The 13,403-nt window shown below is 38.0% G+C and carries 18 protein-coding genes; all 18 read right to left on the bottom strand.

What is annotated here, in order from left to right; translation table 11 throughout:
- Positions 1-242: 242 nt before the first annotated feature.
- The 18 genes from EUAN_RS05970 to EUAN_RS06045 all read right to left on the bottom strand — a co-directional run bounded on the left by EUAN_RS05970 (position 243) and on the right by EUAN_RS06045 (position 13,288).
- Positions 243-608: a PH domain-containing protein gene (locus tag EUAN_RS05970; RefSeq protein ID WP_071062737.1), complete on the bottom strand. Its 366-nt coding sequence runs from the start codon at positions 606-608 to the stop codon at positions 243-245.
- A 140-nt stretch (positions 609-748) separates the two neighbouring features.
- Positions 749-949 carry a hypothetical protein gene (locus tag EUAN_RS05975; protein ID WP_071062740.1) on the bottom strand — a complete coding sequence of 67 codons (201 nt, stop codon included), beginning with the start codon at positions 947-949 and terminating at the stop codon, positions 749-751.
- Between the two features lie 119 nt (positions 950-1,068).
- A complete protein-coding gene (locus EUAN_RS05980) occupies positions 1,069-1,860 on the bottom strand; it encodes a hypothetical protein (RefSeq protein WP_071062742.1) in 792 nt (263 codons plus the stop codon).
- A gap of 104 nt (positions 1,861-1,964) precedes the next feature.
- A complete protein-coding gene (locus tag EUAN_RS05985) occupies positions 1,965-2,810 on the bottom strand; it encodes an N-acetylmuramoyl-L-alanine amidase family protein (protein ID WP_071062743.1) in 846 nt (281 codons plus the stop codon).
- Between the two features lie 2 nt (positions 2,811-2,812).
- Entirely contained in the window at positions 2,813-3,247 is a 435-nt protein-coding gene (locus EUAN_RS05990; protein ID WP_071062745.1) for a phage holin family protein, read from the bottom strand.
- A 99-nt stretch (positions 3,248-3,346) separates the two neighbouring features.
- Positions 3,347-3,958, bottom strand: a complete 612-nt coding sequence (locus EUAN_RS05995) for a YkgJ family cysteine cluster protein (protein ID WP_071062746.1) — start codon at positions 3,956-3,958, stop codon at positions 3,347-3,349.
- Positions 3,959-4,147: 189 nt separating this feature from the next.
- A complete protein-coding gene (locus EUAN_RS12655; protein ID WP_169817349.1) occupies positions 4,148-4,300 on the bottom strand; it encodes a CD1375 family protein in 153 nt (50 codons plus the stop codon).
- Between the two features lie 12 nt (positions 4,301-4,312).
- On the bottom strand, positions 4,313-4,489 hold the full coding sequence (locus tag EUAN_RS12660; RefSeq protein WP_169817350.1) for a hypothetical protein: 177 nt from the start codon (positions 4,487-4,489) through the stop codon (positions 4,313-4,315).
- Positions 4,489-5,808, bottom strand: a complete 1,320-nt coding sequence (locus tag EUAN_RS12190; RefSeq protein ID WP_084655778.1) for a hypothetical protein — start codon at positions 5,806-5,808, stop codon at positions 4,489-4,491. The genes EUAN_RS12660 and EUAN_RS12190 overlap by 1 nt, the downstream gene beginning before the upstream one ends.
- Before the next feature lie 2 nt (positions 5,809-5,810).
- Positions 5,811-6,185, bottom strand: a complete 375-nt coding sequence (locus EUAN_RS06005) for a hypothetical protein (protein ID WP_084655780.1) — start codon at positions 6,183-6,185, stop codon at positions 5,811-5,813.
- Between the two features lies 1 nt (position 6,186).
- Positions 6,187-6,480 (bottom strand): hypothetical protein, encoded by a 294-nt coding sequence (locus EUAN_RS06010; RefSeq protein ID WP_071062747.1) that lies wholly within the window; start codon positions 6,478-6,480, stop codon positions 6,187-6,189.
- Between the two features lie 2 nt (positions 6,481-6,482).
- Positions 6,483-7,133 (bottom strand): putative phage tail protein, encoded by a 651-nt coding sequence (locus EUAN_RS06015; RefSeq protein ID WP_169817351.1) that lies wholly within the window; start codon positions 7,131-7,133, stop codon positions 6,483-6,485.
- The gene (locus EUAN_RS06020) at positions 7,126-8,118 is read right to left on the bottom strand and encodes a baseplate J/gp47 family protein (RefSeq protein WP_071062749.1); all 993 of its coding nucleotides are present in this window, start codon (positions 8,116-8,118) and stop codon (positions 7,126-7,128) included. Before EUAN_RS06020 ends, EUAN_RS06015 begins: the two co-directional genes overlap by 8 nt.
- Before the next feature lie 67 nt (positions 8,119-8,185).
- Positions 8,186-8,623, bottom strand: a complete 438-nt coding sequence (locus EUAN_RS06025) for a DUF2634 domain-containing protein (RefSeq protein WP_084655784.1) — start codon at positions 8,621-8,623, stop codon at positions 8,186-8,188.
- Positions 8,623-8,973, bottom strand: coding sequence for a hypothetical protein (locus tag EUAN_RS06030; protein ID WP_071062751.1), 351 nt, complete (start codon positions 8,971-8,973; stop codon positions 8,623-8,625). Before EUAN_RS06030 ends, EUAN_RS06025 begins: the two co-directional genes overlap by 1 nt.
- Before the next feature lies 1 nt (position 8,974).
- On the bottom strand, positions 8,975-10,861 hold the full coding sequence (locus EUAN_RS06035) for a phage tail tip lysozyme (protein ID WP_071062752.1): 1,887 nt from the start codon (positions 10,859-10,861) through the stop codon (positions 8,975-8,977).
- A complete protein-coding gene (locus tag EUAN_RS06040) occupies positions 10,861-11,355 on the bottom strand; it encodes a hypothetical protein (protein ID WP_071062753.1) in 495 nt (164 codons plus the stop codon). The genes EUAN_RS06035 and EUAN_RS06040 overlap by 1 nt, the downstream gene beginning before the upstream one ends.
- A 10-nt stretch (positions 11,356-11,365) precedes the next feature.
- A complete protein-coding gene (locus tag EUAN_RS06045; RefSeq protein WP_071062756.1) occupies positions 11,366-13,288 on the bottom strand; it encodes a phage tail protein in 1,923 nt (640 codons plus the stop codon).
- Between the last annotated feature and the right edge of the window lie 115 nt (positions 13,289-13,403).

Below are 13,403 nucleotides of genomic sequence, written 5' to 3' on the forward strand. Positions count from 1 at the left end.
ATAATCTTCACATACTTTAATTTTAATCTCTTTGCTATATTTAGGTGTTCTGCTCATAAAAAAATACCTCCAAGTAGATTATCTAATTTTAATTAATTAGACTGTCCACTTTGGAGGTATCATATCATTTCAATCGTTCAGGCTTTTACGACTTTTTATGGTGGAGGCGGGGCGTACCAGTCAATAGTCACAATAGATATAACTCGATACAGACACAAATAATATCTGTGTCGAGTTTCTTCCTATAATATGTGCTTTCCAATTATCCTGTCTAGCTTGCGGATATCTACACCCTTGTTTAAATTCAGCTTGAACTTGCCTGCTCTAGTCCATAGTTCAAGCTCCGCATTAAAGTCCAGTAGCCCAGCATTTTCGCTTGAGTACATTACGATGGACTTGAAAGGTATCGTATATACCTCTACCTTCTTCCCGGTTATGCCTTGCTTGTCTGCTATTATGATTCTCTTGTTTGTTATTACTGCTACGTCTCTTATAGTCTTGTATGCTATTTCTGGAACTTCTCCATCTACAAGGATCTCTCCTATTTCATTCGGAATCCCTGTCTCCCCTGTAAAAGTCCATGTCATTATTGCTCCTAGTTCTGCCATTATGTTACCCCCTGATTTTAGTTTCTATTATCCTAATTTGATTATATCAGAATATTAGATTAAAGAGGACTCTACATAATCTAATTTATATAGCATGTCCTACGACTGTTTAGCTTTTCAAGAAGATTCTTCTATTTAATTTAATCCTTTACTAAAGTGTAGACTTCCGTATTGTTTACAACTTCTTTCTTAACTTTATGCATATCATTTTGATAACAAATTAAATATTCATCTGCACCTCTCACTTTCCACACTTCCCTTAATATCTGATTCTCACCTACACATATAACTTTTTTACCACCTTCTGCTCTTTGTATTTCTTTATTTTCTTCTCCACTCATTGTAATCGCTCCTTTCGTATAATATTGGCTATTTACTTATATCCTAATTGTTCAGCTTTATATTATCTAAAACAAAGTCTAAATCCAAGTTCAAGTTAGTATAGATTTTGTACTTGAATCTAAAGTTTCAAGTTTACAAGCGAGTACTCATCTTCATATGACTCTTCTATAAACTTTTTAATTTCACTGTAGTCTTTTCCCATACAGTCTATTCTAACGTAACTTTTACCTTTCTCGCCCAAAACACTTTCTAAAACTTCTTTAGCTTCATAATATTTGCACTCGACAACATGTTTTGAGTCTATATTTTTCTTATCTAAAATCATATTGTAAGGTTTTTCATACATCATCTTTGTTCTGATTTCTTCTAGTCCAATATTTTGAATACATTTATAATTATATATATCTTTAATTATTGGCTCTATATTTTCACCTTTTTTAAGCATAATTTCAATCATAATTAAAAATAAATCAATATCTCTTCCAACACTTTCTACAATTTCATATATGATGTCTATAGCTTTAAAAACAGATTTCAAGGTATCATATTCTTTATCATTAGCTAAAACTTTGTCGCCAAAGCATACTTCTATTAGTTTATAGTATTCTCTTTTTTCTAATAAACTTAATTCTTTCCTATTAACTTTTTTTTTCAGTATGCTTTGAATATTTTTATTATGATAGACTATATATATAGCCGTATATAATTTATTTATATCACTACTCATTTCAAATGTTAAACACGATTTTTTTAATAAGGTATTTATTCTTTTTATTTTTTGATATTCTGAGTCAAAATTTACGTCATCTCTACCTATCTTGAAATTACTTATTTTTTCAGTCATAAAAATTAGCTGATCCCTTTTAACTTTTTCGTTTTTATTATAATGAGTACCCTCTTTTCTATTCAAAACCAAACCCACCTTACGTTTACTTTTTATTAAATATAAATCATATACATAATATCATATTTTATCAAAAAATAAAAAAAGAACCAAGGTTTCCCCTGGCCAATTTACTTACTACAGCTACAATTCGACTTCTGACTATTCTCTACTGCCTTTCTTGTAAGATTATTTATCCTTACGACCTCTGCTCTCGTACACACATTATTATGAGCTCTACTCATTATGAATGGTACTCCATTAGCTTCCAGGTATCTATTCAATTCCTCGAAGTCAGGATTTACCCAATGCTCTCCTTTGACCTCTCCTGGAAACAATATCGAGCTTACCTCTTTAAGTACCTTGGTCGTGATTGCTCTGTCTCTCTCATCTAGTATCTTGTCTAGTTCTTCTCTAGTCATATCTATCTCATCCTTTCTATTTATGTTAGGCTTGATCTTTAAATATTTCAGTATCCCGATTGCTTGAAGCTCTGCTAATCTGTCCTGTTCGTTGGCCAAGTATGCCGAGTCTCCAACGTTAGATATAAAGCCCATCTCTACAAGTACGGCCACCATATTAGTCTCTCTCAAAACTGCAAAATCAGCATATTTCACTCCCCTGTCTACCGGATTTATCTTCTTCAACTCATCGAGAATACTTCTAGCAAGTGCTCCACCATCTCTGCTTCCCGGATAAGCAAAGGCCTCTATCCCTTCTGCAAACATATGAGCCGCATTGCAGTGCTTTGATACAAATATATCTGCTCCCCATGCGTTCGCTTTTCTCGCCCTTTCGGACAGAGAAAGGAACCTGTCATCTGTTCTCGAATAAGCTACTTCTACTCCATGCTGCTTAAGTATTTCACCAGTTTTCAGCGATACATTCAAAGCCACATCTTTCTCTTTGAGATTTCTTCTTCCAAGGGCTCCGGGGTCATGACCCCCGTGCCCTGCATCAATCCAAACTTTAGGCATTTCTATTCCTCCTCATTTTTGCTTTTCAAAATTTCAACGCCTCTTACAAGTACGCTCGGTGGATCAAGCCCCATTTGTCCAGCGTTTTCTATTATCGACAGTGTTTCATTTACTATGAATGCTATTATAACCCCATCCCTTATGAAGTCAGAGCCCACAACCGAATCAAGTCCATGAGCTACTAGGACAATTAGGAGCATTACACCCTTTTTACAAAGCCCCTTAAAACCTACCTTAGAAGATGCTCCTCCACTTTCTGTTTTGGGGCTCTTTTTAAATACTATTGCCAAAATAAAACCAGTTACATAGTCTACGGCCATAAATAGTGCTAATGTTGCTAACGCTTTGTCCCAGCCTCCTAATGAATGTGCAATAGCGCTTCCGATTATTCCTGCAATGTATAGTAATTCTGTTTTTACTAAGTTTATTTTCTCCATTCTACACCCCTTATTTTTGGCATAAAAAAGAGAGCCTGTTGGCTCTCGATTTGAATATTATTTACTGCAACTTTTGTTTCTATTACACTGTATATTCATTTATTCTTTAAACAAGCTTTTATATTCTCTTTTAAGAAAGTCTATAACCTCTATACCACTTTCTTGTAACACTTTCAAATGTGTTTTATCATTTTTTTTTAAATAGTCTGAATTAAGATATTTTCTTGTTTTACCATCATCGCTTATAGGTAAGTCAGCAAATATCTGACTCTTATATTGTTTTATAAGATCACTACCTTCTATATCCTGTTCATATGTTTTTAGCTGCATACAATCGCTACTATCTACCAGATATCCGATTTTATATTTATTGATTGAATTATTATTTAAACTTGAAGTATATGGAGTTATCCTACATATAAAAGGTCTGACGTCATGAATCATGCAACCTTTTTCATCTCTAAAAGGACATAATATGTCGTTATCTATATTATGTCTTAAAACTTCTTTTATATCTTCATCAAGTTTTTTTATATGACTTTTTATAATAGTAGACTCAGAATTTAAAATCATTGTGGTAGAGTTTATACAACACTGTCCTTTATTTTTACAGGGACTGCATTTTTCCCAGTAAGGATCTTGAATTCTTAGCTTCTCTTGATATTTATCTAGTGTACGATAAAGCTTTAACATCTCTTTCTTTTTAATCAATGAAATCATCCCTTTTACTTTATTGTAACACAAAACTGGTTACCACATAAATACATTTTTCAATATTCTAATTCAACTTATTCCTAGCTTTAAATATCGTCTCCTTAGCATAAAAACAACACCCTTCAAGCATATACTTATGCTACCATCAGTAATACCAATTTATTTTAGTCAACTAATCTTATCGGCCTAAGCTACTATCTCCCCTGTCAGCAGATACTCGGCCACTGCTATTCTATACTCTTCCTCTACTACAGACTTCGTACCTCCCTCTACAGGCTCCAGATCATATCTCTCTAGCCTAACCAATGTTGCATAAGCTTTTATCTTCCACGCTTTCATTTTTAATTCCTCCTATTTTTCAGTTGTATTTAGTGTTGCTAAGTTCGCAACGCCTTCTTCTATGGCCGCTATTCTCGAATCAAGACTCAGTAGAGCCTCCCAAATGTCAGCTTGTTTCTTGTCTTGATTGCTTATTTCTTCATCCTTTATATCAGATAATGATCTTTCGTTTATAATTTTCATAGCCATTACTCAAAAGCACCTCCAAATCCGTCAAGTATTATTTGACTTGTAGCTGATCCCTTCTCTATAGTAAATCTAACACTTATACCCCACTGTAACGCTGTCTTTATATCGTTGATGAAATTATAGTGTCTATTTATAAGAACTTGACTCGTTATATCCTCCCATGTCGGAACTGCATCAAAAGCATTGTTACAAGCTTCTACTTTTGCTGTTGCTCCTGTAGGTATGGTCCATGTTGGAGAAACCAGTATCTTTGTGGCTTTTATATCTGTAGCAAAAGGTGTTTTCAACTCAAACTTAATTTTGTCATCTGTCCTTGTGAAAGTGTAAATCCTAACTGATGAACCACCTCTGGCATCTACAGCTTCAATTCTAAGAGAGTGTGTTCCTACAGCTAGTTTAAACCACTCGCTTTCAGGAATGGTCAACGTATAATCCGTATTAGGTGTAGCTGTAAAAGTTCTTATTACTACATTGTCTATTTTTTCTGTAACTGTGACTGCATCACCCTCATTATCGCTTATCTGATACACTTGACTAGGTACTATGGACAAGACTCCTAAATCCTTGTCGATATCGGATATACTCGGGGCTGTATTAGTCTTTGTAAAGGTATAGTTTCTATATGCTACACCACCCGCTCCATCATTGACTTCAATGGTTATTGTATTTATAGAGTTTAAATTCAAAGAGTCAAATAGAGCTTTTGTTATATCAAGATTGATATCTGTGGCTTTAGGTGCATTACTTATAGTTCTTAGTATTGCTCCGTTAAGCTTTTCAGTTACAGTCAAATTATTTGTAGCATCAGTATCGCTAACTTGGTAAGCAAAAGAAAAAGGAGTATTCTTGTCTCCTAAAGTTGCATCGGTGCCACTAACTGTAGGTATTGTGTTTACCAATATTCCCTTTACGTACCAAAACCCATCCGTATGCCTACCATCTTCCGGATAGGTTCCATCTTCTGCGATTATGTTTGACGTAACCAGACCTGCTTTCACGTAACCAGTTGGGCATTCCCAAACGTCCGCACCAATATGAGGAGCCCCATAAAGAGACCTCTTGAAGCAAGTAGAAAAGTATGAGTTTGCTTCTATCCAAAATTTATTATAATTACTAGGGTCAGTAATCAGCCCGCTAATAGTAGTCGCTTTTGGTCCCGTTCCGATAATTTTTCTCAAGTTAGAATCATAAGTCCAACTATCATATACTGTTATTGCATAATTATTATCAGCAGTCCAACCCTCCTGTCTATTTTTGAATACTGGAGGTCCAATATTTACTAATACAGAGTTGTATTTATTGTAGTAATACTTAGCCATAACTATATCACCAACCTTTTATTATCATAATCAAACACACCATTAGACAGTATGATGTCATCTAGCGTATCAAAGTTCTCGACAAAAATATTGTGAAAAAATCCGTTTATATTAGCTCCCTTAAGTACAGCCACTTCCACAGCCAGACGACTGATTAAATCTCGATTCTCATTTGAAAATCTGCTATTAAAGAAAATACCTTCCTCCATATGATTTAAGTTCCTTGCATTTACAGGTGTTCCTTGTTGCAGTATATCTCCCTCTTCTGGAATATGAGTGACGGTTCCATCTTCGTTTTGAACTTCTTGAAAAGTTCCTGGGCGCTCCACAACATGGTCTTCCCATAAAGTTTTCTCATAGTAATACCTATCAGACATTTTATCCCTCCATTACTTTTAAGCTGAAAAACAGTAAAAGACCTTTCGATATATCCTTTTGAATATTCTCAGGTCTTTCAATCAAAACTTTATTTGACTTTGAAATCAGCTTTATATTACTTACGTCATTTATAAAAGTATCATCTAGAAGCACATATGCCTTTATAACCCCCTCTTGTGTCGAGAGTTTGTATATTTCAACCCTTTGCTCAGTGCTATTAGCTTCTATAGTCACATGGCTTATCAAATCCTTTATAGCCTGAGTTATTTCAGCCAGACCTTCTTGTGTTATCATCTCTAAACCTCGCTTTCTGCGGCGAATGTACCCGCCATTTTATACTTCTGAACATTTGTACTATCCTTAGATTGAACTCTCAAGTTTTCGCTTAATCTAGCTCCCTGTGTTGAATAATCTGGCTTAATTCCACATAGGAAAGTCCCGCACATATTGAATGGATATTCATAATCTCTTATTTCAGGCTGTATTCCAATTTTGGTTTCGTATTCAACGCTAACTATATAGTCAAGGTGTGCTGGCATGACTTCTTTCAACGCTCTGTCTAAAGCCTGTAGATACCGCACATCATTCCTCGTATCTTTAAAGATTATTGTAATGATATACGCACCCTCTGCATGTTCTGCTATGTCTACTTCTCCACCTGAAAAAGAAGCGGCGATACTTTCTAATCGCTTTGGTGTAATTGTGCCGACACCTCTGTATTTGCTTAGCAAGGCCCCTCTTCGCAGTTCTAAAGTTAGGTTAAGATTACTTATATCCAGTATTTTTTCATACCTTTCGATATTTGTATCAGACACATTATTTATAGTGAAATCATTCATAACCTGATTGGTCTTATTTTCAAGGTCAACCAAGCCTCTATCCAACGCTTGGAGTATATCCGATATTATACCTATCTCTGCAAACCGTTTCGGTATTTTTCTAGACAACTTCGCCATTTATCATCAACTCCCCGAGTATAGCTATTTGTTCTTCACCTATAGCTATGTTGTCAGAAGCTATGTTAAGCGTAAGGCCTGTATAGTCAGCCACATCTTCCACGATCAGAGTAAGGTATCCTATCTGAGCATAAGACACTACCTGCTTGTCAGAATATCCTATATTCCTGAGATACTCGACTAAATTCTCTTTTATGCCCCCATTCACCACAGACGCCACAGCGCCATCTTTATAAGTAATATTCATAGCTATATTCACAGAAACTTCTATAGCGGTGCTGATAGTCACCACCGCCCCAACAGGGGCCTTACCTTCTCCCATTCCATCTACGGGGTCTATCGTCTGTTTAAGCTCAGAGAGCACTTCAGGGCTTGCTGTTCCGTAGTCTCTATTCAGCACTGATACTTTTACAGTTCCAGGACCATTCCAAAGCGGATAAACCTTCACTTTCCCAACATTTACATTTTCCCTTGCCCACTCTTCATAGTGATACTTGTTTCCGGAAGTGATAGGCTTTCTGATATGGAAAAGGACTCTATCTCTAAGTGACTCGTCATCCTCAATATCCGCCCCACCTTCAAGTGCTGACAAGTTCGTCACACTCTTCAACCCTTCTTGGGCATTATCTATCTTTGTTATTGCTCCTATAGGTACATTGCCTTTAGTTCCCGAATCCATGCACCGAACTTTAATAGTAGCTTTTCCATCTTTAGCTATTATTCCAGTTCCAATAGTTGAGAATTTCAGGGTATCCGAACTCAAAACAACCCCAGAATCAATTAAAGCTCCCGGTGTTCCAGTAAATTCTACCTCTCCTTCGGATGACAGCGCATTTTTTCTTGTTATATTGTGATCTAAAGCCTTTCTGTCAAGACCATCATTTACCGCAGTATCTATATACGCCTGGTCCTCAATGTACTTAAGCTGACTATAGTAGATTTTGAACTCTCTTGAAACTGATTGTATAACATCCATGACGAACGTCCCCTCTATCAAGCTCGCTGGATTTTGTATATAGTTTTTAATCCTTTGTAGTATATCGCTATAGGTGTACATTTACCTCTATCACCTCATCTTTGTAGATTGATTTCACTCTGACATTTGCGATTACTTTACTGCCTTCAATCTCTATGTCTACTTTCTCTACATTGGTTACATATGGATTCACCATTATAGCCTCCACTATATATCGCCTTATCTCAGACTTTTTTATGTCTAAACTCATAACTTCTCCCATGAGCTCCCACACATCGCACCCAAACTGGGAACTATAGGCCTCATATCTATTTCTCTCTGTAACCAAGGCCTTGAAAAGCCATATCTTTAAAGCTTCATTCCTATAGACATATTTAGGTCTTCCATCTTGCAGAATCAGCTCGTTTTTTGAAAAGTCATAGGCATATTCACATAATACAGGCAATTCCTTGTCTAAGTTCAAATTTAAAACCTCAGCCTGCATAGAGCCTGGAAGATTGCTCATTAAGCCCCACCTCCTATTTTCTTGACTCTGTTGAACACTATAAAGTTGTCTCCTCTGTCTACTACAGATACCAAGTCTCCGAGCTTCAATTCTATGATTCTATCATCTGCTCTGTTCACCAAGTCGTAAGGTTCAACTATAGCCTCCACATGATTTACTACGCTTATTGTGCTTTCTTGAACTATTTTGAAATTCAAAGGGACAAAGATATTCCAGTGTTCACTTGAATACCTCTGCCCCTCTATCTCTATAGCAAGTGGACTAAGACTCACTATAACAGCTATTTCTATAATATTTCTGCTCGGCCTTGGCCTTGGTAGATTCTCAAATATTTGTTCTAAGCCTCTCATCCTAACCTCCTATATATCTTTTCACCATGAATATATCCTTCTGAAGATTGTCTTCTCTACAAGGTTTCCCCTCTATATTGGTATGATATATTCGGCCATTTCCTACATATAGCGCCACGTGGCGCCCACCATTTGAAAACACAAGATCCCCGGGCTTTAAGTCATTCTTGGAAACTTGAACAGTCGCTTTGCTACTTCTCTGCGCCCCTGTATATGATCCTATATCAACTCCATATGCTCTGTAGAACACAGCTCTCACATAAGAGCTACAGTCGTAGTAGGTTCCTCGTGCTGTACTTGTCCCAAGACCATTAGGACCTATATTTGCTGGTCTTAGCTTCATGCTATAAGGAAGGCCGAAGTACTCTCGAGCTATACTAAATAACTTATTATTGTCAGAGGATACCTGCCCATTAACTTCCTTGCCTCCAAGCCTATCAAAGTATCCCCTAGCAGGCACGATTCTTAATCTTTGTATCATGCTTGGAGTGTCCGCAGATGCTTCGTATATGTCGTGGAACTGCTTTGTCGCAGTATCTACGGATGTGCTATTCTTAAATCCTTGTAGGCCACCCTTGAATCTATTTGCATAGTAAGGCTTTTTCATCTCTAAGTCTATATATTCCGCCTGAGTCATAAGGTCCCATTCATTCTTTCCACTGGCCTTAGCCCAGGCAACCAACTCTGCCCATCTCTGGGTCAAGGTCCACTGAGCAAGACCTCTTCCGGCACCCCCACCTGATTGATGGCACTTCGGGTCCAACTTGGACTCCTGATACAAATTTCCCAGTATTCCAGCTGTAGCCTCCTTGCTATATCCTCTACCTCTAAAGAAGTTCCAAAGCTTAACTTCGTTAGAGCTTCCACTAAGTGGCGCGAAAGATCCATCGCCGCCCTTAGTTGCTTCTTCTTTCATTTCATGCTCGTCCATCACATTTTCATAGCTCAAGTCTAGATCCACTGTATGAATTCCATTCTCCAAGCTATGCTTGTCACTTTCTATATATAGCTGCTCTGCTTCAATCATGCTAGTCTTCAACTTTACTGAATAGCCAGTCCTCAACCTCCAGTCTCCGATACAAGAGCATGTAATGTATTTCTTTCCACTACATAGCTCTATATTTTCCTTAGCAGTCTCTCCACTGCTGGATTGCTGAATTTTCTGTATCAATCCATATTTGTTTATATCTTCACTGCTTGATCTATCGCTAACAACTGTACCTTCGTCATTTATCTCAACAACCTTATTTACAAGCGTTTCAGAACTGTCTTCATAAGACACAGAGTCTAGAGCTCCAGGGACTTGCTGTTCTGAGTATTTAAGGATTAGCCCATCTACCAAATCTCCCTTCTCTATCATGTCAACTTTCCCATTGTTTACAACCGGATAGTATACTTTTCCAGTCTCTTTTTTTGCCTCCGTATACGCAGACATCATTATTTCATAGCAAGTCTTTCCTCTGCCATTTAGCTTTACGGTGACTCCGGTAGGAACTAACTTCCCAGCTTTAAGCCCAATCTCTTCTATAACTTGCTTTGCTACAGACTCGGCTGTTTTTCCCACAAATACACTATCCTTGCTTTCGCACTTATTCATGTAAATCAAAGGATCGTAACAAGTAAGCTGTTGAACTGTACTAGTGTCATCTAGTTTTTTAATCCAAACAGTTCCCCTGTAGAACTCTTTTCCCTTATCATCGAGTACTCCTATGCTATCCCCTCGCTCTATATCTACATTCGGAGCATAATAGTCCACCCCCTTCCTGATTACACTTATATCTAGAACCCTAGCTACTTGACTCAGAGCTCCTGATATTATAGTTTGGCCATCCACTAAATCTGTAATATCCAGTGGAGATTTTTTGCGTCTATACAGAATATATCTCATTACTTTGTCACCCACTCTAGTTCTACAGGCCTTTCTCTAAGTCCAGTGTCCTTGTCTATTGTCCGACCAGAACCCCCTACCTCAGAAACGTTCAAGAATCTGTATTCCGAAAGCTCCAATGTATAGTAAATATCTCCTGTACCATCTCTTTGCTCATATGTGAAGTTCTCTATAGCAAAGGCATCATTTATATCTGTCTCAGTTATAATAAGCCTTATTGGGCGATTACTGCCCTTCCACTTCTTTATCATATGAACTAGAGACCAAGGATCTACATGTGGCTTATAGGTACAAAATGGATACGTCTGATTCGGAAAAAAGCTCTCAATCGTTATATGCTTCAGCCCTGTCCTACCTATCAGCTTCATGTCCCCTCTTTCAAAGTTACTGAATGTTTCATTGTTGTGCCCAGTACCCAGTCCCCAACCTTGAGGATTTACAGGCAATTGCATTACATCTTCTCTATTGTTATAGCTTAGTATATATTTTTGCATACCAAACCTCCTAAGCCATATTTACTCTAAGCTTTCTAAGCTCTCTAGCTATTTCTCTTCCTACATCTGGACCAGTTTTATTTGCCCCGTTTACGTGTATTGTTATATTCATCTCTACGTTATCCCTGCCACCATCTTTAGATGCTTCTCTCTCTAATATGGCCTTTGTAGTAGCGTGAGGATATATTCTAGTTCCGTTAGGGAGATCTGCAATCTCTCCTCCACGTTCATTTATCATGGTTAGTCCTCCCGACCAATGGTTCGTACCATTGGCGTTTTCTCCTATTCCAAGCTTATCCGCTACCCAGCCTCCAATATTGCTCAAACCATCTATAAAGCCTTTAACTTTGTCTGTTACGGTGACTACTGCATCTGAGAAGGAACCTAGTTTATCATTTAGCCACCCCAGTACTGAATTTATCTTATCTCCTATCCATTCAGCAAAGATAGTTATCACAGGAACGACATTGTCGCCTATGAATTTTGCCAGTGTTGAAAAAATAGGAACTACGATACCACCTATAAAAGTGGATAGCATTTCAAAGGCTGTAGCCAAAATAGGCCCAGCTACCGTAGCTATTGTTGTTATAACTGGTATAACTGTGTCAGCTATAATCCCCACCACTGTCTGAATGACTGGAACTACACTTTCTTGGACGAATGAGGCTATCGAGCCCATGACATCCTTAAATACTGGGAGAGCTGTTGAAGCTAGGTTCTGAAGTGGCGGTATAAGGGGCTCTAGGAAGGTCTTTACTTGACCAAAAGCAGGCCCAATAAATCCTATTACACCCTCTATTACTCCTGGAAGCTTTTCACCTATCTGTTCTGATATCGGTATAAGCTTTCCAAGTGCTGGAGATACTGCATCCAGTATTTTTAATCCCGCATCAGACATCCCTGATTTGACATTTCCCATTACTGTTGAGAACTTCCCACCAGTAGTCTGAGATAGCTTTTCAGCACCGCCACCGAATGTTTCTCCTACAGTTTTTCCAGTGTCTTTATTCTTAATTTTTGTCCAGTCTCCTCCGGCCGCCTTTAGGTCTTCTTGAGTAACTTTGAACCCAAACTCTTTAAGTCGCTCAAACTCACCAGATTGAGCGTCGGCTATTGCTTCCATACTATCTGACAAACTTTTTCCGGGTGTAAGAGCACTCATATCTTGACTCAGCTTGACCAAATCCATAGCTTTCTTGGTGTCCCCGCCTGCTATTCCTATAGCCCTAGTCCCTGCACTCACAACCTCTCCTGTTTCAAAAGGAGTCTTGTTAGCCTCGGTTCTAAGCTGTTTCATATAGCCATCAGCAGCCTTTTTATCTCCTCCAAGCCAGTGCTCCATACTAACTTTTTGCTGTTCTAGCTCCAAGCCACCCTTTACCATTCCTACAGCCCCACCAACTAATGCAGCTCCACCTGCTAATGCAGTCCCTGCAACACCAGCTTTAATGCCACCACCCAGTCCAGCCATTAGACCACCTTTGCCATCACTAGAGTCTTTAACCAAACCCTTGCCATTTACCTTTTGGCCGTCTCCCATATCTATGTCTATGACATGCTTCTTTCCAGTCATTTTCTTTAGTTCTTTTTCGAGAGTTCTAGCTTCTTTTTGAGCGGCTTTGATGTCAGAGTTGGATATCTTTGCAGTTACGTTGAATTTATAGTTTTTACCCGAAAGCTTATTAATAGCCTTCTCAGTTGTCTTTACTTTATCCTCTATTTTATTCCAGCCTACAGCTTCTCCTTTGACTTTGTGAGTCTTTGAAATCGCTTTGAGTGCTACCCCAAGCTTTCCACTTGCCCCCTCTGCTTTTCTAAAAGCATCAGTAGTTTCTTGCATAGATGATTTCATCTTTTTAAAGCTGCTCTGAACACTTTGAGCAGGCCTTGAAAAGTTATCTTTTAAGGATATCGCCGATTCAATAGCACTCATCCCCTCACCTCTTTTTGTTCGTATTCTAAGGTGATACTAGCTTCATATATCGCTTTTTCCCAAGGACTTAGATTTAGGGCATAATCAAGTGTATGCCCTTTCTTTAGTAGCTCGT

It is taken from the genome of Andreesenia angusta, assembly GCF_001855385.1.
Classification (GTDB): Bacteria; Bacillota; Clostridia; order Tissierellales; family Gottschalkiaceae; genus Andreesenia; species Andreesenia angusta.